Annotated in this window: 26 protein-coding genes and 1 pseudogene; 11 read left to right on the forward strand and 16 right to left on the reverse strand. The window is 72.4% G+C overall.

What is annotated here, in order from left to right:
- Positions 1–88: 88 nt before the first annotated feature.
- The 3 genes from OJ962_RS05585 to OJ962_RS05595 all read right to left on the reverse strand — a co-directional run bounded on the left by OJ962_RS05585 (position 89) and on the right by OJ962_RS05595 (position 2,120).
- Complete coding sequence (locus OJ962_RS05585; protein ID WP_202956128.1) at positions 89–919, reverse strand: aldo/keto reductase; 831 nt, start codon at positions 917–919, stop codon at positions 89–91.
- A 134-nt stretch (positions 920–1,053) separates the two neighbouring features.
- A complete protein-coding gene (locus OJ962_RS05590) occupies positions 1,054–1,473 on the reverse strand; it encodes a hypothetical protein (RefSeq protein ID WP_202956129.1) in 420 nt (139 codons plus the stop codon).
- Positions 1,470–2,120 carry a DNA alkylation repair protein gene (locus OJ962_RS05595; RefSeq protein WP_202956130.1) on the reverse strand — a complete coding sequence of 217 codons (651 nt, stop codon included), beginning with the start codon at positions 2,118–2,120 and terminating at the stop codon, positions 1,470–1,472. Before OJ962_RS05595 ends, OJ962_RS05590 begins: the two co-directional genes overlap by 4 nt.
- A 45-nt stretch (positions 2,121–2,165) precedes the next feature.
- Between OJ962_RS05595 and OJ962_RS05600 the strand changes: the two genes are divergently transcribed.
- From OJ962_RS05600 to pepT, 4 genes and pseudogenes are all read left to right on the forward strand, one after another.
- Positions 2,166–2,915 (forward strand): ABC transporter ATP-binding protein, encoded by a 750-nt coding sequence (locus OJ962_RS05600; protein ID WP_202956131.1) that lies wholly within the window; start codon positions 2,166–2,168, stop codon positions 2,913–2,915.
- Positions 2,912–3,673, forward strand: a complete 762-nt coding sequence (locus tag OJ962_RS05605) for an ABC transporter permease (RefSeq protein WP_202956132.1) — start codon at positions 2,912–2,914, stop codon at positions 3,671–3,673. The genes OJ962_RS05600 and OJ962_RS05605 overlap by 4 nt, the downstream gene beginning before the upstream one ends.
- 3 nt (positions 3,674–3,676) lie before the next feature.
- Positions 3,677–4,444 (forward strand): MerR family transcriptional regulator, encoded by a 768-nt coding sequence (locus OJ962_RS05610; RefSeq protein WP_202956133.1) that lies wholly within the window; start codon positions 3,677–3,679, stop codon positions 4,442–4,444.
- An 8-nt stretch (positions 4,445–4,452) separates the two neighbouring features.
- A pseudogene (pepT, locus tag OJ962_RS05615) lies at positions 4,453–5,604 on the forward strand (peptidase T); the annotation flags it as partial.
- Here pepT and OJ962_RS34260 read toward each other — a convergent pair.
- The gene (locus OJ962_RS34260) at positions 5,561–6,523 is read right to left on the reverse strand and encodes an EamA family transporter (protein WP_407697494.1); all 963 of its coding nucleotides are present in this window, start codon (positions 6,521–6,523) and stop codon (positions 5,561–5,563) included. The pseudogene pepT and the gene OJ962_RS34260 overlap by 44 nt on opposite strands.
- On the opposite strand from OJ962_RS34260, the gene OJ962_RS05625 reads away from it, so the two are divergent.
- Complete coding sequence (locus OJ962_RS05625) at positions 6,522–6,977, forward strand: Lrp/AsnC family transcriptional regulator (protein ID WP_270006230.1); 456 nt, start codon at positions 6,522–6,524, stop codon at positions 6,975–6,977. The two genes, OJ962_RS34260 and OJ962_RS05625, sit on opposite strands and share 2 nt — an antisense overlap.
- On the opposite strand, the gene OJ962_RS05630 is transcribed toward OJ962_RS05625, so the two are convergent.
- Positions 6,927–7,370, reverse strand: a complete 444-nt coding sequence (locus OJ962_RS05630) for a hypothetical protein (RefSeq protein ID WP_202956136.1) — start codon at positions 7,368–7,370, stop codon at positions 6,927–6,929. The genes OJ962_RS05625 and OJ962_RS05630 overlap by 51 nt on opposite strands.
- 26 nt (positions 7,371–7,396) lie before the next feature.
- Here OJ962_RS05630 and OJ962_RS05635 point away from each other — a divergent pair, with 26 nt between their 5' ends.
- Genes OJ962_RS05635 through OJ962_RS05645 form a run of 3 tightly spaced genes read left to right on the forward strand, consistent with a single transcriptional unit; the run spans position 7,397 to position 10,191 of the window.
- Positions 7,397–8,500, forward strand: a complete 1,104-nt coding sequence (locus OJ962_RS05635; RefSeq protein WP_202956137.1) for an MFS transporter — start codon at positions 7,397–7,399, stop codon at positions 8,498–8,500.
- Between the two features lie 6 nt (positions 8,501–8,506).
- The gene (locus tag OJ962_RS05640; protein WP_202956138.1) at positions 8,507–9,487 is read left to right on the forward strand and encodes a lysylphosphatidylglycerol synthase transmembrane domain-containing protein; all 981 of its coding nucleotides are present in this window, start codon (positions 8,507–8,509) and stop codon (positions 9,485–9,487) included.
- On the forward strand, positions 9,484–10,191 hold the full coding sequence (locus OJ962_RS05645) for a DNA-3-methyladenine glycosylase family protein (protein WP_202956139.1): 708 nt from the start codon (positions 9,484–9,486) through the stop codon (positions 10,189–10,191). Before OJ962_RS05640 ends, OJ962_RS05645 begins: the two co-directional genes overlap by 4 nt.
- Here the strand turns inward: OJ962_RS05645 and OJ962_RS05650 are convergent.
- The 3 genes from OJ962_RS05650 to OJ962_RS05660 all read right to left on the reverse strand — a co-directional run bounded on the left by OJ962_RS05650 (position 10,188) and on the right by OJ962_RS05660 (position 13,377).
- Positions 10,188–10,847, reverse strand: a complete 660-nt coding sequence (locus OJ962_RS05650) for a peroxiredoxin (protein WP_202956140.1) — start codon at positions 10,845–10,847, stop codon at positions 10,188–10,190. The genes OJ962_RS05645 and OJ962_RS05650 overlap by 4 nt on opposite strands.
- A gap of 38 nt (positions 10,848–10,885) precedes the next feature.
- Positions 10,886–12,379 carry an NHL repeat-containing protein gene (locus tag OJ962_RS05655; RefSeq protein ID WP_202956141.1) on the reverse strand — a complete coding sequence of 498 codons (1,494 nt, stop codon included), beginning with the start codon at positions 12,377–12,379 and terminating at the stop codon, positions 10,886–10,888.
- Positions 12,380–12,498: 119 nt separating this feature from the next.
- The gene (locus tag OJ962_RS05660) at positions 12,499–13,377 is read right to left on the reverse strand and encodes a helix-turn-helix domain-containing GNAT family N-acetyltransferase (RefSeq protein WP_202956142.1); all 879 of its coding nucleotides are present in this window, start codon (positions 13,375–13,377) and stop codon (positions 12,499–12,501) included.
- Positions 13,378–13,428: 51 nt separating this feature from the next.
- Between OJ962_RS05660 and OJ962_RS05665 the strand changes: the two genes are divergently transcribed.
- Positions 13,429–14,463: a lysylphosphatidylglycerol synthase domain-containing protein gene (locus OJ962_RS05665; RefSeq protein WP_202956143.1), complete on the forward strand. Its 1,035-nt coding sequence runs from the start codon at positions 13,429–13,431 to the stop codon at positions 14,461–14,463.
- Positions 14,464–14,550: 87 nt separating this feature from the next.
- Positions 14,551–15,648, forward strand: a complete 1,098-nt coding sequence (locus tag OJ962_RS05670; protein ID WP_202956144.1) for a glycerophosphodiester phosphodiesterase family protein — start codon at positions 14,551–14,553, stop codon at positions 15,646–15,648.
- A gap of 6 nt (positions 15,649–15,654) precedes the next feature.
- Here OJ962_RS05670 and OJ962_RS05675 read toward each other — a convergent pair whose 3' ends face one another.
- From OJ962_RS05675 to OJ962_RS05705, 7 genes are all read right to left on the reverse strand, one after another.
- Positions 15,655–16,797, reverse strand: coding sequence for a hypothetical protein (locus OJ962_RS05675; RefSeq protein WP_202956145.1), 1,143 nt, complete (start codon positions 16,795–16,797; stop codon positions 15,655–15,657).
- On the reverse strand, positions 16,775–17,608 hold the full coding sequence (locus OJ962_RS05680) for an SGNH hydrolase domain-containing protein (RefSeq protein ID WP_202956146.1): 834 nt from the start codon (positions 17,606–17,608) through the stop codon (positions 16,775–16,777). The genes OJ962_RS05675 and OJ962_RS05680 overlap by 23 nt, the downstream gene beginning before the upstream one ends.
- A 4-nt stretch (positions 17,609–17,612) precedes the next feature.
- Positions 17,613–18,536, reverse strand: a complete 924-nt coding sequence (locus OJ962_RS05685; protein ID WP_202956147.1) for an SGNH hydrolase domain-containing protein — start codon at positions 18,534–18,536, stop codon at positions 17,613–17,615.
- Positions 18,533–18,784 carry a hypothetical protein gene (locus OJ962_RS05690; RefSeq protein WP_202956148.1) on the reverse strand — a complete coding sequence of 84 codons (252 nt, stop codon included), beginning with the start codon at positions 18,782–18,784 and terminating at the stop codon, positions 18,533–18,535. Before OJ962_RS05690 ends, OJ962_RS05685 begins: the two co-directional genes overlap by 4 nt.
- 124 nt (positions 18,785–18,908) lie before the next feature.
- Complete coding sequence (locus tag OJ962_RS05695; RefSeq protein WP_202956149.1) at positions 18,909–19,172, reverse strand: hypothetical protein; 264 nt, start codon at positions 19,170–19,172, stop codon at positions 18,909–18,911.
- Positions 19,173–19,175: 3 nt separating this feature from the next.
- The gene (locus OJ962_RS05700) at positions 19,176–20,249 is read right to left on the reverse strand and encodes a lysylphosphatidylglycerol synthase transmembrane domain-containing protein (protein WP_202956150.1); all 1,074 of its coding nucleotides are present in this window, start codon (positions 20,247–20,249) and stop codon (positions 19,176–19,178) included.
- A 66-nt stretch (positions 20,250–20,315) separates the two neighbouring features.
- Positions 20,316–21,260: a LysR family transcriptional regulator gene (locus OJ962_RS05705; protein WP_202956151.1), complete on the reverse strand. Its 945-nt coding sequence runs from the start codon at positions 21,258–21,260 to the stop codon at positions 20,316–20,318.
- 70 nt (positions 21,261–21,330) lie between these two features.
- Between OJ962_RS05705 and OJ962_RS05710 the strand changes: the two genes are divergently transcribed.
- A complete protein-coding gene (locus tag OJ962_RS05710) occupies positions 21,331–22,053 on the forward strand; it encodes a glutamine amidotransferase-related protein (RefSeq protein ID WP_202956152.1) in 723 nt (240 codons plus the stop codon).
- On the opposite strand, the gene OJ962_RS05715 is transcribed toward OJ962_RS05710, so the two are convergent.
- The gene (locus tag OJ962_RS05715) at positions 22,004–22,441 is read right to left on the reverse strand and encodes a CBS domain-containing protein (RefSeq protein ID WP_202956153.1); all 438 of its coding nucleotides are present in this window, start codon (positions 22,439–22,441) and stop codon (positions 22,004–22,006) included. The two genes, OJ962_RS05710 and OJ962_RS05715, sit on opposite strands and share 50 nt — an antisense overlap.
- Positions 22,442–22,457 lie beyond the last annotated feature (16 nt).

The raw sequence follows: 22,457 nt of genomic DNA on the forward strand, positions 1-22,457 counted from the left end.
TGGGCTGGTGGCCCATGACCGGTCGCCGGGTGGGTCCAGGCGGTGATCGGCGGCCGCCAGAATCGTGCGTGATCGAGTGTGCCGGTCCTCAGCCGTTGAACGTGTCGGGGTCTGGGCCGGTGCGATGGCCGCGGTCCAGACCCTCGATGCGCTCGACCTCCTCCGCCGACAGCTCGAAGTCGAAGATGTCGATGTTCTCCTCGATGCGCGAGGGCGTCATCGACTTCGGGAACACGACGTTGCCGATGTCGACGTGCCAGCGCAGCACGACCTGGGCCGGCGTGCGGTCGTGGGCGGCGGCGATCTCCGTGATCACCGGGTCGTCGAGCACCATGCCCTGCGCGAGCGGGCTCCAGGCCTCGGTGACGATGCCGCGGTCCGCGTGCTCGCGGCGCAGCCCGGGCTGCGTCAGGTACGGGTGCAGCTCGATCTGGTTGACGGACGGCGTGACGCCGGTCGCGTCGATGATCGCGCGCAGGTGCTCGGGCTGGAAGTTCGAGACGCCGATCGAGCGCACCAGGCCCTGCTTCTGGGCCTCCACGAGCCCTTTCCACGCCTGCACATAGGTGTCGCGGCCGGGCGCGGGCCAGTGGATCAGGTAGAGGTCGACGTAGTCGGTCGCGAGCAGCTCGAGGCTGCCCTTGAGCGTGTCGATCGGGTTCGCCTGGTCGCTGTTCCACAGCTTGGTGGTGATGAACAGCTCCTCGCGGCTGATTCCAGACGCGCGCACGGCCTGGCCGACCTGCGCCTCGTTCTGGTAGATGCGAGCCGTGTCGATGTGGCGGTATCCGACCTCGAGCGCGTGGGCGACGTTCTCGGCGGTCTGGTCCGGCGGGACCTGGAACACGCCGAGACCGAACTGCGGGATGCGGACGCCGTCGGCGAGGTCGATCTCAGGAATCTGCAAGCTCTTGGGCATAGGCTTCTGAACCTACCCACGCAGATGAGCGGTCACTGCGGCGAGCTGTCGGTGCCGTTCTTCGGTCGCAGCGACAACCACGACTCCGGCAGCTCCTCGGACGGCGGTGGAGGCAGCGACGGCGGCGGCTCGTCCTAGGCCGCCGGCACGAAGTTCGCCGGGTCGTCCGGCGCGTAACGCACGTCGATCGTCTGGCCCGGCTGCCAGTCGACATGGGAAGGCACGAGCAGCGCGCGGGTGTGCTCGCCGCCGCCCAGCGCGACCGTGAGCTTGACGGGGTGGCGCGCGCCGACCTCGGTGTCCCAGCTGTGCTCGGCGGCGACGACCTGGGCCGTGCCGTGCGAGATGCGCGCGGCCTCCTCGCGCGCGGCGCGCCTGCGGCCGCCGTAGAACACCACCAGCGCGACGATCGCCTCGATCACGCCGACGATCAGGAACGGCAGCCCCAGCATCCCGAACACGATCAGGAACGTGACGCCGAGTGGGATCAGGGTCGCGGCCATGATGCCGCTGACCAGCCCGATGACGAAGTTGGGGGTGTGGACGCTGATCATGTGCGCACGTTCTTCAAAGCCTCGCGCCGGCTCAATGGTGCCAGCTCGTGCGTTTCGCAGTACGCCACGACCGCCTCGGGGTCGATCCAGGCGTAGGAGCGCAGCCCCCAGCCGATCGCCTTGCGGATGAAGAACTCGCGGTCGCCGCGGTTGGGCTCGATGCACGCCTGCAGCAGCTCGAAGTCCGTCTCGCGCTTGCGGGTGACCTGGGCGATGATCGCGGCGCGCCGCTTCCACAGGTCCTCGTCGACCGCCCATGCGCGCAGCACCGGCGCGACGTCCGGCAGCAGCGCGCCGAGCGGGCCCGTGGCGACCTCGTCCACGAGATCCCACCACGCGCCCGTGACGATCAGCTTCTCGTACAGCGGCAGCGCGGCCATGTCCCGGTGGGCGCGGTAGCGGCGGTCCTTGAGCACCGCGAGCGCCATGTAGCGCTCCTCCCGGAAGCGCGCCTCGTCCCACAGCGTGCGCACCACGCGCTCCCACTCGTCGCGTTCGAGCGGCTCGAACACCTCGCGCGCCAGCTGCACGCGCCCGGCCTTCTGCACGCCGTAGAAGGGCAGCTGCGACTTCATGTAGCGCTGCATGTCCGGCGCTTTCGCCGGGTCGGCGCGCGCGGCGAGCCCGGCACGGATGGCCTCGATCATCGACCCCTTGACCTTGACGCAGCGTCAACCCCGACACTCGCTTGCATGCCGGCCATTCAAGTACACGGGCTCCGGAAGGCGTTCGCCGAGCTGGACGTGCTCCGCGGCGTCGACCTCGAGGTGGCGCGCGGCAGCGTCTTCGCCCTGCTCGGCTCCAATGGGGCGGGCAAGACGACGATCGTGAAGATCCTGTCCACGCTGCTCAAGGCGGACGAGGGCGCCGTGCGCGTCAACGGGTTCGACGTCGCGGCGCAGGCCGCGGACGTACGCAAGTCGATCAGCCTCACGGGCCAGTTCGCCGCCGTCGACGAGATCCTCACCGGGCGCGAGCACCTCGTGCTGATGGCCCGGCTGCGGCACCTGCGCGAGCCGGGCCGGATCGCCGACGAGCTGCTCGAGCGCTTCGGGCTGACCCGGGCCGGCGCGCGCCGGGTGGCGACCTACTCGGGCGGGATGCGCCGCCGCCTGGACATCGCGATGAGCCTGATCGGCGACCCGCCGATCATCTTCCTTGACGAGCCCACGACCGGGCTGGACCCGCAGGGGCGCCTGGAGGTCTGGCAGGCCGTGAAGGCGCTCGCCGAGCGCGGGACGACGGTGCTGCTCACCACGCAGTACCTGGACGAGGCCGAGCAGCTCGCCGACCGGATCGCGATCCTCCACGACGGCCGGATCGTCGTCAACGGCACGCTGGCCGAGCTCAGGCAGCTGCTCCCGCCGGCCGAGGTCGAGTACGTCGAGAAGCAGCCGACGCTCGAGGACGTCTTCCTCGCGATCGTGGGCGCGGCGCGATGACCACGCACTGGTTCGCCGACACGGCCGTTCTCACCGGACGCTCCCTGCGCCACATCACCCGCAGCCTGGACACGATCCTCACCACCGTCATCACGCCGATCGCGATCATGGTGATGTTCGTGTACGTGTTCGGCGGCGCGATCGACACCGGCTCGGTCTCGTACGTGGACTACATGCTGCCCGGCGTCCTGCTGATCACGATCGCGTCCGGCATCTCGTACACCGCCGTGCGGCTGTTCGCGGACATGACGGGCGGCCTGTTCGAGCGCTTCCAGTCGATGCCGATCGCCCGCTCGGGCGTGCTCTGGGCGCACGTGCTCACCTCGCTGGTCGCCAACGTGCTCTCGCTCGTCGTCGTGGTGCTCGTCGCGCTGCTCATGGGCTTTCGCTCGGACGCGGGCGTGGCCGCGTGGCTGGCGGTCGCCGGCATCCTGCTGCTGTTCACCCTCGCCCTGACCTGGCTCGCCGTGATCCCCGGGCTCACCGCCAAGTCCGTGGACGGCGCGAGCGCGTTCGCCTACCCGCTCATCTTCCTGCCGTTCGTCAGCTCCGCGTTCGCGCCCACGGACACGATGCCGGCCGCCGTGCGCGCGTTCGCCGAGCACCAGCCCGCGACCTCGATCGTGAACACGATCCGCGACCTGTTCGCCGGGCAGCCGGTGGGCGGCGACGTCTGGGTCGCGCTCGCGTGGTGCGCCGGGCTGCTCGTGGTGGCCTTCGGGCTCGCCGTCCTCATCTACCGGCGTAAGCTCGCCTGAGCGATGCTCACGATCAGCCGGCTGGCGGCGCACGCCGGGGTGACGGTGCGAGCCGTGCGCCACTACCACCAGATCGGGCTGCTGCCCGAGCCCGAGCGCGGGCCTTCCGGCTACCGGATCTACGACGCCGCGGCGGTCGTGCGGCTGATCCGGATCCGCACGCTCGCCGACGCCGGCGTGCCGCTGGCCCGGGTCCAGGAGCTGCTCGACGCGGGGCCGGACGAGTTCGCACGCGGCGTCGAGGAGGTCGACCGGCACCTGCGGGCCGAGATCCGGCGCCTGCAGGAGAACCGCCGGAGGATCGCGGGCCTCGCGGCGGGCGAGCATCTCGCGCTGCCGCAGAGCGTCGTCGGCTACCTGGAGCGGGTGCGCGCGCTCGGCGTCGACGAGCGGTACGTCGAGCTCGAGCGCGACACCTGGATCGTGCTCGCGGCCCAGTGGCCGCAGCAGATCGACGAGGTGATCGCGCACAAGCACTCCGAGCTGGACGATCCCGACATGGTGCGGCTCTACCGCCTGCTCGGGCAGGCGCTCGATTGGGACGTCGACGACCCGCGAGTGGTCGAGATCGCCGACATCATGGAGCGCCAGATGCGCCGCGCGCTGGAGGCCGGCGAGGTCGACGCCGACGACGGTCTCGACGACCCGTTCGTGGACCTGCTGGACGAGGCCGCGGCCGAGGCCGCGCCGATGGCCGAGCGGCTGCGGGAGATCCTGCAGGAGCGGGGCTGGAAGGGCTGGACCCGCATCGAGCGGGTCGCTGAGCCATGATCTGACGGGTGACGTTCACTTCGCCCCTGGCCGAGGCGCTCGCCCCCGGCCTGCTCGAGCGCTTCCTCCGCTACGTCCGCATCGACACCCAGTCTGCGCGCGAGCGCACCCGGTCCCCGAGCACGCCCGGCCAGCTCGACCTCGCGCGGCTGCTCGTCGACGAGCTGCAGGCGATCGGGCTCGACGACGCCGCGCTCGACGGCAACGGCTATGTGACCGCGACCCTCGCGGGCACCGGGCCGGTGATCGGCCTGATCGCGCACGTGGACACCAGCCCGGACGCGCCCGGCGCCGGGGTCGAGCCGCTCGTGCACCGCGATCACCCGGGCGGCCCGATCGAGCTGCCGCGCCACGGGATCGTCGTGGAGGCGTCCGCCGGCGACATCGTCACCTCGTCCGGCGACACGTTGCTGGGCGCCGACGACAAGGCCGGCGTCGCGGAGACCATGGCGGCGGTCGCGCACCTCGCCGCGCATCCCGAGCTCCCGCGCCCGACGCTGCGGATCTGCTTCACGCCCGACGAGGAGATCGGCGAGGGCGCGACGCTGTTCGACGTCGAGCGCTTCGGCGCCGTCTGCGCCTATACGCTCGACGGCTCCGACCTCGGCGAGCTGCAGGACGAGACGTTCAGCGCCGAGGAGGTCGTCCTCACGATCGACGGCGTGGACGCGCACCCGGGCTGGGCGAAGGACGTGCTGGTCAACGCGACCCGGATCGCGGCCGAGGTCGTCGCGGCGCTGCCGCCCGAGCTCACGCCCGAGCGCACGGACGGCCGCGACGGCTTCATCCACGTCTACGAGCTCGCCGGGGGCTCCGGGCGCATGGAGGTCCGCGCGATCGTGCGCGACTTCGACGACGACCAGCTCCACGCGCACACGGCGCGGCTGCGCTCCACCGCGGAGGAAATCGTCGCCCGTCACCCGGGCGCGCGGCTCGACGTCGCGGTGACGGCGCAGTACCCGAACATGCGCCGCTACATCGACGCCTTCCCGCAGGCCGTGACCGCCGCCGAGGAGGCGATCCGCGCCGAGGGCATCCAGCTCATCCGCACCCCGATCCGCGGCGGCACGGACGGCTCACGGCTGAGCGCGATGGGCCTGCCGACGCCGAACCTGTTCACGGGTGGCCACGACTACCACTCGCCGCGGGAATGGGCGTCGCTGCAGGAGATGGCCGCGGCCGCGGCGGTGGTGGTGCGGCTGGCGGAGGTGTGGGCTCGCGATGGAGCGCCACCCCCGCGATGACGAGCGCGATCCCGAGCGCGTCCCGCAGTGACGGCACCTGCGCGAGCACGAGCAGGCCGATGACCGTCGCCGTCGCGGGCAGCAGCGACACCATCAGCGCGTAGCCGGCGCGGGAGAGCCGCTTCATCGCGATCTGGTCGGCGACGTACGGGATCACCGAGGAGGAGATCCCGACGCCGATGCCGGCCAGGATCGCGATCGGGTCACCGAGCGCGGGGATCGCGGCCCAGCCCGCCATCGGCGTGACGAACACCAGTGCGACCAGCATGGACGCCGCCAGGCCGTCCACGCCCGCGCCGGTCGACGCCACCCGGTGCGCCAGCACGATGTAGGCCGCGAACAGCCCGGCGTTGGCCAGCGCGAGCGCGACGCCGAGCGGCTCGCCCTCCAAGTGCACGCCGGTGAGCAGGTACACACCGGGGACCGCGAGCGCCAGCGCCGCGTAGTTGCGCTTGGTGCGCATCCCGAGCGCGGCGAGCGCGATCACGGGCAGGAACTCGATCGCCGCGACGGTCGCCAGCGGCAGCCGGTCGATCGCGAGGTAAAAGCAGCAGTTCATCGCGGCCAGGACCGCGCCCCAGAGGATCACGTCGCGGTTGCGCAGCAGGCGCCACGGCCGGCGCCAGAGCGCGAACACCACCGCCGCGGCCGCGATCCGCATCCACGCCACGCCGAGCACGTCGACGCGCACGAACAGCAGCACGGCGAACGCCGGGCCGAGGTAGTGGAAGATCGCGCTGACGACGAACGGGAGGCGAGCGGCCATGAGCGCCACACAGGATCGTCGGCGCAACGCGCCGACGGAATGGCCGATCGAAGCTATTCTCCACTGCATGCCTTCGGACAACGGGGCACTCGACGCGACGAACCTTCGATTGCTCGAAGAGCTCCAGCGCGACGCACGCCTCAGTCAGGCCGAGCTCGGCCGCCGCGTCGGCCTCTCCGCCCCGGCCGTCGCCGAGCGACTCGCCCGGCTCGAGCGCGACGGCACCATCACCGGCTACCGGACCGCGGTCGACCCGCGCGCGTTCGGCTTCACGCTCGCCGCGATCATCCGCATGCGCCCCGCCCCGCGCCAGATCCCGAAGGTTGCCGAGGTCGCCCAGGCCACGCCGGAGGTCGCCGAGTGCCACCGGGTGACCGGCGAGGACTGCTTCTACATGAAGGTCCACGTGGCGTCGGTCGAGCACCTCGAGGAGGTCATCGACCGCTTCACGCCCTACGGCCAGACGACGACGTCAATCATCCAGTCGTCGCCGGTCGTCCAGCGCGAGCTGAAGCCGGCCTGACTCGATCTCGCCCGCGAGCTCGTCGAGCAGGCGCCGGCTCGCGCGCCAGCCGACCACCTGGCGCTCCTCCAGCCACGGCCCCGACTTGGCGAACACCGTCCACGGCTTGCGCAGCACCACGCGGGCGAAGAGCCCGAGGATCAGGCCGAGGATCAGGATCGTGAGCTCGATGGCGAGCACGACCACGTTGAAGAGCGTGACGATGAGGAACAGGATCGCGATCGCGCCGAACACGACGAGCAGGATCGCGCCGAGGATGTCGTCGGCGGAGCCGAGGTCCGGGAACTCGAAGGAACCCGTGTCGACGCCCTCCATGCGCTTGCGGCGCGGCAGCCAGCGGCGGCCGAGCGTCCACCGGGACCCGTCGGGAGCTGTGGCCTTACGCCGGAACACGAGCGTGGCAGGGTAGGGATCGACGCGTGCGGACGCTCCCGTTCTACATCGGTGGCTTCCTCGGCCCGTTCGGCGGGGGTGTGGTCGCCGTGCTCGTGCCCCAGCTGCGCGACGCGTTCGACGCGACGACCGCCGGCGTCGCCGCGACGATCCCGGCGTACCTGATCCCGTTCGCCGTGCTGCAGCTGGTGTCCGGAACGATCGGCGAGCGGCTGGGACGGCGACGCGTGGTGCGCACGGCGTACTTCGCCTACGCGCTGCTGTCGCTCGCGGCCGCGTTCGTGCCGAGCCTCGGCGGCTTCCTCGTGATCCGCGCGCTGCAGGGCTGCGCGAACGCGTTCCTCACGCCGCTCCTGCTGGCCGGGCTCGCCGACCTCGTCTCCGCGCGCCAGCTCGGGCGCGCCGTGGGGACGTTCGCCGCCGTGCAGACGGCGGCGGTCGCGCTCGCGCCGCTCGGCGGCGGGCTGCTGGGCGCGTTCGACTGGCGGCTCGTGTTCCTGGTGCAGTCGGCGGTCGCGGTCGCCCTGGCGCTGATGCCGCCGGCGGACCCGGAGAAGCGCGACGAGGCCCCGCGCCTGCGCGCCGTCTTGACACGCCGCGTCGGGCTGCTCAGCGGCGCCGCGTTCACGGCCTACGCGGGCGTCACGGGGATCGGCTTCCTCGTGGCCGTCGAGGCCGCGGACGCGTTCAGCGTCGGCTCGATCATGCGCGGCGTGCTGCTCGCCGGATTCGGGGTCGCGGGCATGCTGCTCGGCCGGGCGGCGGGCGACGCCGTCGACCGCTTTGGCCGCGTCCCGGTCTCGCTCGTGGGGATCGCGATCAGCTCCGCGCTCGTGGTGACGATGGGGATCGCGCCCTCGCCGCTCGCGCTGGGCGCGATCTGGTTCGCGGTCGGGCTCGGCTCCGCGCTGGTGTGGGCGGGGATCAACGTGCTCGCGGTGGAGGCCGTGCCGGGCAATCGGGCGGGCGGGACGTCGGTCGTGAGCGCGTTCAAGTTCGCCGGCAACGCGGTCGCTCCGCTGATGTGGCTGCCGCTCTATCACGCCGACCCGCGGCTCGGCTTCCTCGGCGCCGGAATCCTCGCCGCCACGGCCGCGCTCTTCATCGCACCGCTGCGCGTGGCACGCTAGAGGGCAGTGACCTACGCCAGCATCGGAGATTCCTTCTCGTCGTTCTTCGACGCCGTCGGCTCGTTCTTCGAGAACTTCGCCGCCGTCCAGTGGATCCCGCTGTTCCTCGCGCTGGTCTTCTTCACGACCTACCTCACGCTGCGGGCACGCGCGTCGTTCCACATCCTGCGTGCCGCCTATCCCGACGTCAAGATCGAGTTCAGGCGCGTGTGGGGCGCGTACTTCGCAGGCTACGGCTTCAACTCGGTCATCCCGGCGCGCGGCGGCGACGTGATCCGGCTGTTCCTCACCAGGTCCTCGGTGCCGACGGCCAGCTACCCGGCGGTCGGCGCCGCGTTCGCGATCGAGTTCATCTTCGACCTCACGATCGCGGTGCCCGTGCTCGCGTACGCGTTCAGCCAGGGCGTGTTCCCCAAGCCGCCGGACTTCTCCGCGCTGCCGGCCTTCGACCTCGCCTTCTTCGCCTCCAACCCGCGCTTCACGCTGTTCCTGCTGACCGTGCTGGGCATCGGCGTGATGGTCGGCTTCGCGCTGCTGTCGGCGCGCGTGCGGCGTTTTTGGGAACGCGTGCGCCAGGGCCTGACGATCGTGTTCGACCGCAAGCGCTACTTCCGCGAGGTGTGGCTGGTGCAGTTCGCGGGCTGGCTGTGCCGGTTCGCGGCCTTCTGGTGCCTGCTGGAGGCGTTCAACGTCGGCGGGTCGGTGAGCAACGTGCTGCTCGTGCTCGGTGTGAACGCGATCGCCGCATTGGTGCCGTTCACGCCCGGCGGCGCGGGCGTGCAGCAGGCGTTGTTGGTCACGGTCTTCGGCTCGGGCGCGACCGTCGCCGCGTACTCGGTCGGCCAGCAGATCGCGATCGCGGCGCTGACGTTCCTGATCGGGCTGTTCGCCGTCGTGCGGATCTTCCGCTTCAAGTCCTTCAAGGAGGTCATCGCGGCGGGCCGCTCGCAGCGGGAGGCGGAGAAGGCCGCCGAACCCGCCACGTGATCCTGCGCGCCGCCGAGCAGCCCTACGACGGCGCGGCGCTGCTCGACTTCCTCGTCCGCCGCATGGTGCCGGGCGTGGAGGAGTATGTGGACGGCGTGTACCGGCGCAGCCTGCCCAGCGGCGAGGTCGTCGAGCTGCACCCGCATCCCGAGGGGTTCGAGGCCACGCACGACGTGTCGGGACTGCTCGATCTCGACGCGCCCGCGGCCGAGATCGCCGCCCGCATCGACCTGCCTGGCTACGACGCGGGCACGCGCGTGCCAGGCTGCGTCAGCGGCGAGGAGATCGCGGTGCGGGCCGTGCTCGGCCAGCAGATCTCGATCCAGGCCGCGGCCACCCACGCGGGACGGTTGGTGGAGGCGGTGGGAGAGCCGCTCGCCGCGCCCTCGGGGGCCGTCACGCACCGGTTCCCCACGCTGGAGGCGATCGCCGAAGCGCCCGACAGCGCGTTCGCGATGCCCGTCACCCGGCGCGACACGCTGCGCTCACTGGCCGGGCAACCGCTGGACCGGCTGATCGAGCTGCGCGGCGTCGGCGCGTGGACGCAGACCTACGTGAACATGCGGGCCCTCAAGGACCGCGACGCGTGGCTCGGAACCGACCTCGGGGTGCGCCACGCGCTGCACGACGGCGCGGTGGACGCGGAACGCTGGCGACCGTTCCGCGCGTACGCCGTCGTGCACCTCTGGCGCAGCCTCGGTTAGGCGGGCTGCGGCACGATCCGGATGTACGGCTTGGGCTCTTCCCAGCCGTCCGGGTACTTCTCCTTGGCCTGCTCGTTGGAGACCGAGCCGGCGATGATGACGTCCTCGCCCGGCTGCCACTGGGCGGGCGTGGCGACGGCGTGGGTGGCGGTCAGCTGCAGCGAGTCGATCACGCGCAGGACCTCGTCGAAGTTGCGGCCGGTCGTCATCGGATACACGAGCAGCAGCTTGATCTTCTTGTCCGGGCCGATCACGAACACGTTGCGCACCGTCTGGTTCTGCGCCGGCGTGCGCTCGGTGGCCTCACCTTCGACCTCGGCCGGGAGCATCCCGTAGGCCTTGGCGACCTGGAAGTCCTTGTCGCCGATGATGGGGTAGTTCGGCGCGGTGCCCTGCGTCTCCTCGATGTCCTTCGACCAGCCGACGTTGTTCTCGGCGGGATCGACGGAGATGCCGATGATCTTCACGCCGCGCTTGTCGAACTCCGGCTTGATCGACGCCATGTAGCCAAGCTCGGTCGTGCACACCGGGGTGAACGCCCGCGGGTGCGAGAAGAGCACCCCCCACGAGTCACCGAGCCACTCGTGGAACTTGATCGTGCCCTCGGTGGTCTCCGCTTCGAAGTCTGGAGCCGTATCGCCAATGGTGAGGCCCATCGTGTCTCCTCCTAAAAGGGGGTCTGGTTTTGGGGAGTTTACCGGGCCTCGGGGAGCCGGATCAGACAGGCGCGGAAGGCGAAGCGCGTCGCGGCCTCGCGCGTGACGACGCCGAGCGAACGGGGCGCCGGCGGGAGCCCGCCGGCCGCCTGGGAGCAGAACGCGCGCGCCTCGTCGTCGGTCACGGCGTAGCCACCGACGAACCCGCAACGCTCCTCGGCGAACGTCCCGATCCGGCCGCCCGGCGGTCCCTGCTCCCAGAACCGCTCGACCGAGCGCGCCGGGTCCTCGAACTCGCCGGGGATCGTCGCCCGCACGCGCGCGGCGGCGGCGCCGACGTCGCGGCCCGTCAGCGTGGCGCGGGCGAAGCGGCCGAGCGCGTCGCACGCGGGCTGCGGCGGCGGGTCGCCGGCGCCGGCGCGGCCGCCGAGCAGCGGCCCACCGACGCGCAGAAGGCGGTCCGTCTCGCCGATGTAGAGGTCCCCGTCCGCGTCGACGGCCAGCGACCGCACGAAGCCGAGCCGCGCGCTCACGGCGCGCCCGTCGCCCCGATGGGTGCCGCGCACACCCGTTCCCGCCACGACGAAGCGCCGTCCGTCGCGGAGGGCGACGATGCGCGGGAGCACACGGTCACTGACGTAGACCGTGCCGTCGGGGCCGACGGCCACGCGCGTCGCGTCGAGGTCGGCGACGACTGTCTCGGACCGCGCGGCCGGATCGACGCGCACCACCCGGCCCTCGCGGGCGAAGTACACGGCGCCGTCCGGGCCGACGGCGAAGTCGCGCGCGCGTATGCCCGGGACCACGGGCCGCAGCGATCCGTCACGCCAGCGCAGCAGCCCTTCCTCGGTGAGCAGGTCGACCCCGCCGCCGGGCGCCGGGGCCAGTCTGGACGCGCGCTGACCGAGCGGTTGCGGTCGATCTCCGGCACCGAAGCGCACGACCGTGCCGTCGCGCTCGGAGAGACCGAAGAGCGCGCCGCCGGAGGCCGCGACCAGCTCGAGGTCCTCGCGCGCGACGGCGGGAAGCTCCGTGCCGCGCGTGATCACCTGCACGAACCCGCGCTGGCTGAAGTAGGTGTCGCCGCCGTCGAACCAGATCGCCTCGGCGCCGTCGGTGGCGATGACATCCAGCTTGCCCTTGGGCACCGGATCGCTCGGCCACAGCAGGACGGCCGTCAGCGGCCCGAGCGCGACCGCCAGCCACATCGTCGAGAACCCGCTCACCACGAGCGCCGCTCCGCCGGCGGCGGCAAGGACGAGCCCCGCGTCCGGGGCGGTCTCGACCCACGGGCCGCCGGTGAGGGCCAGGTGGAGACCCGCGCGCGCGGCGAGCGCGATCAGCGTCACACCCGCGACGCAGCGGGCCGGCCGGCAACGGACGAGAGCGGTGGCCAGGATCACGACGAGCAGGTACGGGAACGAGAAGCCGTCCTCCACGCGCGGGTCCCACAGCGCGGGCGTGTCCCACTCTGCCCACGGCGCGAACACCGCGACCCAGGCGAGCAGAAGACCGAAGAACGCGACGGGCATCGCGTGCAGGTGTCGCCCCGGTGGTCGAATCTGAAACGCTGGTGCGCGACCCTGTGTGGTGGCGCAAGAGGATGCGTGCGGACGCTCGCGCACCTCGCGCCCGGGCGGCGACGCGGCGCCTACGGGAGGCTCGGATTCGTCGCGGTGCCCGGCGTCAAAGTCTTCGTGAACCAGTAGTCGGCGTACGGCTCGGCGTTGAAGGCCTCGACCTCGACATAGCCGGAGGAGCGGTACAGCGCCTGCGCCTCGGTCAGCGCGCGGTTGGTCTCGAGCCGGATCGCCGTCGCGCCCTCCAGCACCGCGTGGCGCTCGAGCTCGGCCAGGATGCGCCGGCCGACGCCCAGCCCGCGCGCCTCGGGCGCCACCCACATCCGCTTGATCTCCGGCGGGTCGGCCGTCTTGAGCGCGCCGCAGCCGATCGGCTCGCCGCGCAGCCGTGCGACCACGAACACGCCCGAGTCGAACGGCAGCGCGACGTCCTCGCTGAAGCCCGCCTCGAAGCGCTCGTCGATCTCCGCGAAGTACCGCTGCAGGCACGCGCGCGCCCCGTCGCCGGCTGGGTCCTCGGCCGCCAGCTCGACGATCCCCGACGTCAGGAGGCGCTCGACCGTGCGCATCGCCTCGACCAGCTGCGTGCGTCCCCGCTCGTTGAGCGGCTCCAGCAGGGAGCGGGCGAGGTCGTCGCTGCGCTCGTCCAGCCGCGCGCGCTCGGCCCGGCCGGCGGCGGTCAGCGTGATCGTGCGCCGGCGCCGGTCGTCGGCCCCGGCGCGCACGGTCACCAGGCCCTCGGCCTCGAGCGTGCGCAGCAGCCGGCTCAGGTAGCCCGAGTCCAGGTCCAGCCGCGCGCGCAGCTCGCGCACGTCGGTCACGGCGCCCACCTCCCACAGCACGCGGTTGGCCCCGAGCGGGCGCCCGAGGTCCAGGTAGGAGTCCATCAGCGCGCCGACGCGTTCAGTCACGGTGCGGTTGAAGGAGCGGACCTGCGCGACCGGTTCCATGGTCTCTGACTTTAGTCAGATATCGGTTCGCTGCCAACCTACGCCTTCGGTATGGCGAGAGCGCACGAGGCAGGCATCGATTTCCGCGCCGTCGGCAAGCGCGCGCTGTTCTTCGCCGTGGTGGCCGTGCTCGCGATCGTGGCGCTCGCCGAGCTGCCCGGGATCGACGAGGTCCGCACCGAGTTCTCGCAGGCCGAGCCGGGCTGGATCGTTGCCGCGGCCGTGTTCCGGATCGGCTCGATGCTGGGGTTCGTGCGCGCGCTGTGGTCGGCCTTCGACCGCGTCATGCCGTGGCGGCGCGCGCTCGTCCTCGGCCTGGCCGAGCAGGGCGCGAACGTCCTGCTGCCCGCCGGCGGCGCGGGCGGGCCGGCCTACGGCGCGTACGTGCTGACGCGGCTCGGCGTGCCCGCCGACCTCGCCGCCCAGCGCCACGCCGCGCTGTTCCTGGTCACCAGCGCGGTGAGCTTCGCGGCGATCATCGTCGCCGGCACGCTGACGGCGATCGGTCTGCTGCCCGGCGAAGTCGCGCTGATCTGGACGCTCGGCCCGGCCGCGGCGATCGGGGCGCTGTTCGCGCTGGTGGTGCTGTTCGGCCGCAGCGATCCGCCGCAGGAGCCGGAGAGCGGGCGCGTGCGGCACCTGGTGTGGCGCGTCTGGGGCTTCGTGCGCGACGGGGTGCGCACGTCGCTTCAGCTCGTCCTGCACGGTGACCCGCTGCTGATCGTCGGCTCGATCACCTACTTCGCGTTCGACGTCGCGAGCCTCGCCTGCATGTTTCATGCCTTCGGCGGCGGCGCGCCGGACCTCGGCGTGTTCGTCCTGGCCTACGCGCTCGGCCACGCCGGCGCGCTGATCCCCACGCCCGGCGGCGTCGGCGGCACCGAGGGTGGCCTGATCGGCGCCTTCGTCGCCTACGGCACGGCGCTCCCACTGGCCACGGCGGCGGTTGTCGGCTACCGCGTCTTCCAGCTCGGCCTGCCGGCGCTGTTCGGCGCGGCGGCGCTCGTGCGCGTGCAGCACGTGCTCGCGCACCCGCCACCGCGGGAGGAGGTCGCGGCGCGCTTCGAAGCGCACCGCTGGCGCTGAATCTTCACGGGATACCCGCGCCGCTCGCCTAGCGTCGCCGCGGTCACTGGCCCTGCGGGAAGGGCCTCTGAATTCAGGAGGAAGCGCATGCGCGCACGTATCGCCGCCCTGATGTTGGGCGGGTTGCTCTGCACCGCGGTCCCGGCCGAGGCGAGGGACCGGCCGTTGCCGGCCGACGGCGGACCGCGCCAGTTCGACCTCGAGGCCCACCGCGGCGGGCTCGGGCTCACGACCGAGAGCACGCTGCAGGGCTTCCGCAAGGCGCTGGAGCTCGGGGTCACCACGCTCGAGCTCGACGTCCAGATCACGCAGGACAAGTACGCCGTCGTCACGCACGACCGCCGCGTGTCCGCCCAGAAATGCAAGGACACCACGCCGGTCACGGCGGGTGACCCGGAGTTCCCGTATGTGGGCAAGTTCATCAAGGACCTCACGCTCGCCCAGGTGTGGACGTTGGACTGCGGCCAGCCGCTCGCCGACTACCCGCTGCAGGAGGTCATCCGCGGCGTCAAGATGCCGCTGCTGCGGCAGGTGTTCGCGCTCACCGAGTGCATGCGCGGCGACCGCACGTGGATGAACATCGAGACCAAGGTCGAGGCCGGCGCGCCGCACGAGACCGCGCCGCGCGAGGAGTTCGTCCAGATCACGGCGCAGGAGATCCGCCGCGCGCGCGTCCAGGACCGCGTCACGATCCAGAGCTTCGACTGGGGCAGCCTGATGCGCTGGCGGCAGGTGATGCCGCGCCTGCCGATCGTCGCGCTCACCAACGGCGACTTCCTGCAGGTCGGCCAGCCGGGCGCGTCGCCGTGGCTGGGCGGGATCGACGTCGACGACTTCGGCGGCTCCTACGTGCGCGCCGCGCACTCCTTCGGCGCCGACGCGCTCTCGCCCGTGCACGGCAACCCGCAGAACGGCAAGGTCGGCGACCCGAACTACGTGCCGTACACGACGCCGGCGCTGGTGCGCGAGGCGCACCGCGTCGGCCTGCCCGTCGTGCCGTGGACGGTCGACGATCCCGCGACGATGGCGTCGCTGATGGACGCCGGTGTCGACGGGATCATCACCAACTATCCGGACCGGCTGCGCGCCGTGATGGCGCAGCGCGGCTACAAGCTCCCGCGCGGGGAGCGTGAGCCGCGCCACACCGACTGCGTCGGCTACGCGATGTCGGCCGCCAAGCCGTGAGCTGACTCAGGCACCGGGCCGGAGCAGTCCGGCCCGGCGCTGCCGCTCCACCCACGCCTTCAGCGAGGTGAAGGAGGCGTCCGGCGAGCCGTCGGGGCGCAGCAGCCCGGTGTTCCACTGCACCTCGGGGTTCTGCAGCAGCCCGAAGTAGAGGAGCTCGGAGACCTTCGGGTTCTTGCGCGCGAGCTCGAAGGCCTGCGTGATGTAGCGGGCGCGGGTCGAGCGCGGGAACGCGAGCGAGCCGGACGCGAAGTAGGCGAACTCGGTCAGGTGCACGGCGGGCTCGCGGCCCTTGGAGGTCGACAGCGCCTTGGCCCGGCGCAGGCGCGTGAGCGCGTTCGTGAGCCGGCTGACGGTGCCGATCGTGACGTCGTCGGCCGGGATCTTCTTGTACGTGGGCGAGTGCCGGTAGTCGTACGGGTGCAGCGAGACGGCGTCCGCGCGCACGGTCCCGCAGCCCGAGCGCTTGCGCCAGCGGGTGTCGACGCACAGCACGTCGCGCATGAACCGCAGCGGCGCGTACGCCGCCCCCGGTCGGGCCTGCGGGGCGAGCTCGCCGAACGAGACCTGCGCGCGCGAGTCGGCGCGCTTGATCGCCGAGTAGGCGCCGCGGTACAGCGCCCGGTACTGCTTGGCGGCCGTCCGCGCCGGGCTCAGCCACGAGTGCCAGTTCGGCTCGTTCCAGATGCTGTAGCGCTCGACGTCACCGCGGTAGCGCTGCGCGACGAAGGAGGCAAAGCGCGCGTACTCCTTCGCCGACGGCCCGCGCGTGGACGGCCCGCGGCGGTCCGCCGTCGCCCAACGCGGCGCCGGACCGGTGAGCGTGAACTCCAGCCGCATGTCGTGCTGCTTGGCCAGCGCGACCAGGAAGTCGAAGTCGCCGAGCTCGTAGCGCACGCGCGAAGGCTTGGAGCGCTGGTTGGCCTGGCCGCTGGCGAGCACGCGCGACCAGATCATGTTCGCGCGGAGCTTGGTCACGCCGAGCTCCTTGGCGCGCACCATCGCCGCCTCGCGGGTGAAGGTGGCGCTGCTGTCGCCGAGGAAGACGAAGTCGTCCTGCAGGCCGATGTCCATCGTGCGCGAGGCGTGCGCGGGCGCGCACAGCGCGAAGAACGCGATGAGGAGGCTAATCGAGCGCTTGAAGTTCATCTGTGAGGAAGGGTCCCAGGGTCGCGGCGAACGTCGGGGTGACGTGCGTGAGGTCGTGATAGGCAAGAACACCGCCGATGACAGGAAAGCACCGGTGCTGGTCGCAGAAGTAACGGCTCAGGTCGATCACGGGCGCTTGGCGCTGCCCGGCCGCGGCCACCGCCGGGTCGGGCGCCAGGGCGGTGTCGCGGGGGACGGCGCAGCTCGACCCCGGCTTCTCCGTGGCGGCGTTCACGCACGCCAGCGTGTCCTCGCGCAACTCGGGCGTGTCGCGGAGCACGACGAGCTTCACCGTGGGCGGGAGGCGGTCCCAGGCGGCGAGCCAGTTCGCCGGGTCCTGCGAGGCGGCGTTGCGGGGCAAGCCGATGATGAACACGGTCCTGACCTCGGGGTGGGCTGCGAGCCACTGCGGCACCTGCTGCTTCCAGGTCGCGCATTCCGAGAACGCCGGCTCCGGCAGCGGGCGGCCGTCTGCGACGAACGGACAGCCGTTGCGGGTGATCGCGTAGCCGCGCCGGCCGAGCCGCTCGGCCGCGACCGCGAACGCCGAGCGCAGCGCGTTCGCGTGGCTGTCACCGACCAGCGCGAACGTCTCGTCCCCGCGGCCGAAGGCGCACGGCTCGACCAGGCCGAGCGGCTGCGCGCGCTCGCACGGCGCGCCGCGGGCGCCGCTGCGCTCGACGGTGTCGGGCTCGGGGCAGCCGTTGGCGAGCGCCGCGGCGCCGGCGCAGCCCTCGGCGGTCGGGGCCGGGGTCGCGCGCGGCGGCGCGGGCTGCTCACCGCAGCCGGCGAACGCGAGCGCGAGCGCCACCACGCTAAGCGAAGCCGACGACCGCACGCAGCAGGAACGGCCCGAGCGTCTCCGCGAAGTGCCGCGTGAGGTGGTTGAGATCCTTGTGTACCAGGACGCCACCCACGACCGGATAGCAGTTGCGCTCATCGCAGAAGTGCGGGGTGAGGTCCACGAGCCGGAACCGCGACGGGTCCGCCTGCGTGATCGCGACCTCGACGGGGTCCGGCGGCAGCGCCGTCGCGCGCGGGATCGCGCAGTGGGTGCCGGGCGTGCGGCGGCGGTTGAGCGCCCGCTGCACGCAGCGCATCGTGCTCACCTGCGCGGACGGGTTGTCGCGGATCACGAACACGCGCGTGACGGACGCCGGCAGCCACGACCAGGCCCGCACGTGCCCGGCGACCTGCGCCTCGAACGCCGGCATCGGCCCCGGCGCGTAGTCCCGCGGGCCGGGCGTCTTGGTCGCCAGGAAGACCGTCGTGACCTCGGGGTGCCGGTCCAGCCACTCCACGACCTGCTGCTTCCACGCCGCGCACTCGGAGAAGAACGGCTCGGGCTGCGCGAGCGGCACCGTCGTCAGCGAGCAGCTGTTGCGCGAGAGCTGGTAGCCGTGCCACTGCAGCCCGCGTGCGAGTTCCGCGAGCGTCGGGCGCCAGTGCGCGGCGTGGCTGTCGCCGAACAGCGCGAAGTGGGCGCGGGCGTTCGGGCTCAGCACGCCGAACTCGCACGGCACGACGAGCCCCTCCGGCACGAGCTTGGTGCACGGCGCGCCGCGCACGAGCGGCGCGTTGCGCGGGTGCGGGGTGACCTTCAGGCGCAGCGACGGGTTCACGCACGGCAGCATCGGGTCGCGCGCCGCGGCGCCGAAGCAGCTCGGCGCCGCGCCCGCCGGCGGGGTGAACGCGGCCAGCACCGCAAGCGCCGCGAGCGCGACGACCCAGACCTTCATCGGGCGGCCTCCTCCAGCCGCACAGCGACCTCGTCGGCCGCCAGCTCGATCATGGCGTCTGTAACGCGGGCCCCCGCCTCGAGTAGTGCGGTTGTCGCCTCCAGGTAGCCGTCGAGCCTCTCAGGGGCGCCGCGGAGCTCCCGCGAGCCCCACGCCGTCCAGCCGAGCGGCGGGCCGTGGATGGAGCCGGCGTGCGAGTCCGCGCCGCGCGCGAGCAGCAGCCGTACCGTGCTGCCGCGGCCCCACATCCCCGCATCGTGCAGCGCCGCGCGCCACGAGTCGATCGCGAACGTGCACGGTGATCCGTCGAGCGATGGGCCTCAGGCCCTTCCCGCGAGCCGGGCGCGCTCACCTCCGCGCGCCCGCGAAACCCTATTGCAAACCCTGACGGGCTTCGCGCACGAGCGTGACCGCCTCGGGGAAGACGGTCGCCATCACCGACCGGATCTGCTGAGCCTGTTGCTCGGTGGTGCCCTGGATGTTGACGCGGTTGATGGCTGCGACGGTCATGTCGACCGCGAGCTTGATCGCGTTGTCCGCCCACGCCAGCGTCTGAGCCGACTGCATCTGCTCGGCCATCTCCTGCATTCGACGCTGAAAGTCTGGGTCGTTGAAGAACCCGCCAAAGCCTTCCATGGCTCAACTGTACTGGTGGCAGAGCGCGCCGCGGTGCGCGCGCTCGCGCTTGCGGCGCTCCGGCTCCCGCTCGCCGGCGTCCTCGGCCTCCCAACGGGCGACCGTGCGGCGCAGGGTCGCGAAGGCGACCGCGCCCGGCGCGATCGGCAGCCAGAAGGAGAAGAAGCGGTACGCGAGCACGGCGACGATCGCGGTGCCCGGGTCCACCCCGAACGCGATGAAGGCGCCGATCATGCCGCCGTCCACGCCGCCGACGCCGCCCGGCAGCGGGAGCGTGTTGGCGAGCATGCCGATGAAGTAGCCCAGCACGAGCGCGCCGAACGCGGGGGAGGCGCCGAAGGCCTCAAAGCACGCCCACAGGCAGGCGATGTCGAAGCCCCACTTCATCAGCGAGCCGAGCAGGCCGGCGTTGCCGGACGCGATCAGGCGGCGCGCGTCGCGCACGCCCTGGCCGACCGGCGCCAGCCAGCGCCGCAGACGGCTCTCGCCCGGCTGGACGAGCTGCGCGCTCGCGACCAACGCGATCACCGCGCCGCCGAAGATCGCGGGGACGATCGTCAGCGAGAACGAGCCGCCTCCGGGAATCAGGCCGACGTACATGCCGAGCCCGCCGAACAGCAGCGCGCCCATGTAGACCATGTACAGCAGCACCATGAACGTGGTCATGCGGGCGGCGACGTCCCGGGCTTCCATGCCCGACTTCCGCAGCGCCCAGGCCGTGAGCGCGATGCCGCCGGCGCCCGCGGACGCGAACAGGCGCGTCGCGGCGTGGCCGGCGAGGGCGATCTCGGTGCTCGCGCGGAACCCGATCCGTGTGCCGTTGCCGTCGCGGTCGATCGAGACCGCGCGGAACAGGATCGCGTAGCCGACGAAGGACAGCGCCTCCAGGATCAGCGCGAACGTGAGCCAGCCGAGATGTCCGGTGGAGAGCTTGGACCAGACATCGGGGAGATCGGCCAGCGCGGGAGCGATCACCACGAGGCCGACGACCATCAGCGCGCTCGCGAGGACGAGCACGACGATCTGCCGAGGGGAGACGCGCCCGATCGGCGGGCGCTCGGCGGTGGTCGCGGCCATACACGGAATGGTCGCGCCGAGGCGGTCCGTTTCCCAGGCAGGCAGGCACCCCTCTTTAGGTTCGGGTTACCCGTAGGTGTCGGTCAACCACTCGGTGCGATGCGTCAGGGCGGGCGCGATGACCGGCAGCGCGGCCACGCCGTGCAGCGCCCGGGTGGGGAGCAGCGCGAGGCCGTGTCCGGCCGCGACGAGCGCGAGCAGGCCGGCGAGATCGGCGCCGTCGTAGTGCAGCGCGGGGCGGAAGCCCTCGGTGCGCGCGAGCGAGGCGAGGTCGGCGAGCGGCGCGCAGATCGCCGGCGCGTCGATCCAGCGGGCGTCGACGAGGTCCTCGAGGCGGACGCCGCGTCCGGTTTGGCGGGGCGCCGTGGTGGCCGGCCGCGCGCGACCCCCGTCTCGCGGAACCGGCTTCGCCGAAAAAGGGGGATGTTCCGCGAGGACGGGGGTCGCGCGCGCCCGGCTGGAACCGCGTGGCGACTCGCTGAGGGCCGCCAGCGGGTGGTTGAGTGGCGCGGCGACGGCCAGCGGTTCCTCTTTGACCCGTGCCACGCGGGCGCCCGTCTCCGGGAGGCGCAGCGGGTCGTTGGGCGCGGCGACCCCGTCGACGACGCCCGCGTCGAGCTCGCCGACGGCCACCGCGCGGGCGATCTCGTCCCGCGCGCCCACGCGGACGGTCACGGCCAGCGCGGGCGCGACGAGCTCTGCGGCGAAGGTCGCGGCCAGGGGCGTCGCGCCGATCCGCAGCCGCGACGGCGGCCCGCTCGCCACGCGCGCGACGTCCGCGCGGGCCGCGTCTAGCCGCAGCAGGATCGGCTCCGCGTGCTCGAGCAGCCGCGCGCCCGCCTCGGTCACGCCGACCGGCCGGCGCGTGAGCAGCGGCACGCCGACGTCGCCCTCGAGCACCGCGATGTGCTGGGAGACGGCGGACTGCGTGTAGCCGAGCTCGGCCGCCGCGGCGCTGAACGAGCCGAGCCGCACGACGCGCACGAACGTCCTCAAGAACCGCGGGTCCATAAGCGAAGCTGATCGTACTCGCAGGAATCATCGTTGGACGTGAACTCGACCAGACGCGACGATGCACCGCATGCCCGCCGCCACCATCGCCCTCGTCGGAGACCGCTCGCCCACCGTTCGCGCCCACGGACGAATCCCGCTGCTGATCGACACGCTCCGCCGTCGCGACGGGATCGTGCTCGACCCGTATTGGATTCCGTCCACCGAGGCCGAGGACCTGGACCGCTTCGACGGCATCTGGGTCGTGCCCGGCAGCCCCTACACCGACCGCGAGAAGGTCATCGACGCCGTCGGCACCGCGCGCGCGAATGGGATCCCGTTCCTGGGCACGTGCGGCGGCTTCCAGCACGCGATCATCCACCTCGCCCGTGAGCTGGCGAACCTCCCCGAGGCCAACCACGCCGAGTACGGCTCGACCGGCACCGACGTCATCGTGCCGCTGGAGTGCTCGCTCGTCGGCCACGAGGGGGTGATCCGCTACACGCCCGGCACGCTGATCGCGAAGATCGCGGGCGTCGACCAGCGCCTGGAGCGCTACCACTGCTCGTACGGGATCGCGCCCGAGTTCGTCACGCGGCTCGAGTCCGCCGGCGTCGTGTTCGGGGCCCACGACGAGGACGGCGCGCCGCGCGCGCTGGAGCTCCCGGGCCGCCCGTTCTTCCTGGGCACCCTCTTCCAGCCGGAGCTCGCGGGCGACGGCAGCCGCGCGCACCCGGTGATCCGCGCGTTCGCGGAGGCGGTCGTCAGCCGCCGCGAGCGTGGAACAGATACTCGGGCAGCGCAGCTCGTGTGACGCGCGCCGACAGCTCCGGCTCCAGCCCGCGCGAGGACAGGTCGTCGAGCGTGACGACGCCGACCACGGAGCCGCCGCTGACCACGACGAGCCGCCGCACGGCGTGGCGGATCATCCGCTGGCTGGCCTCCTCGACCTCCATGTCGGGCTCGGCCTTGATCACGGGCGAGGAGGCGTGCTCGGCCGCGCGGTCCTCTCCCGTGCGGCCCTCGGCCACGACCGACAGCGCGATGTCGCGGTCCGTGATGAACCCGACGGGCGCGCCGCCGTCGCGCACGAGCACGACGGAGCCCACGTTGCGCTCGCGCATGAGCTCCGCGATCTCGCGCACGGGCGCGTCAGGGTTCGCCGTCACCACCGACTCCGTCATCACCTCGCCGACCAGCATCGGCGGCGAGTGTACC

It is taken from the genome of Solirubrobacter deserti (assembly GCF_027587175.1).
Taxonomy (GTDB): domain Bacteria; phylum Actinomycetota; class Thermoleophilia; order Solirubrobacterales; family Solirubrobacteraceae; genus Solirubrobacter; species Solirubrobacter deserti.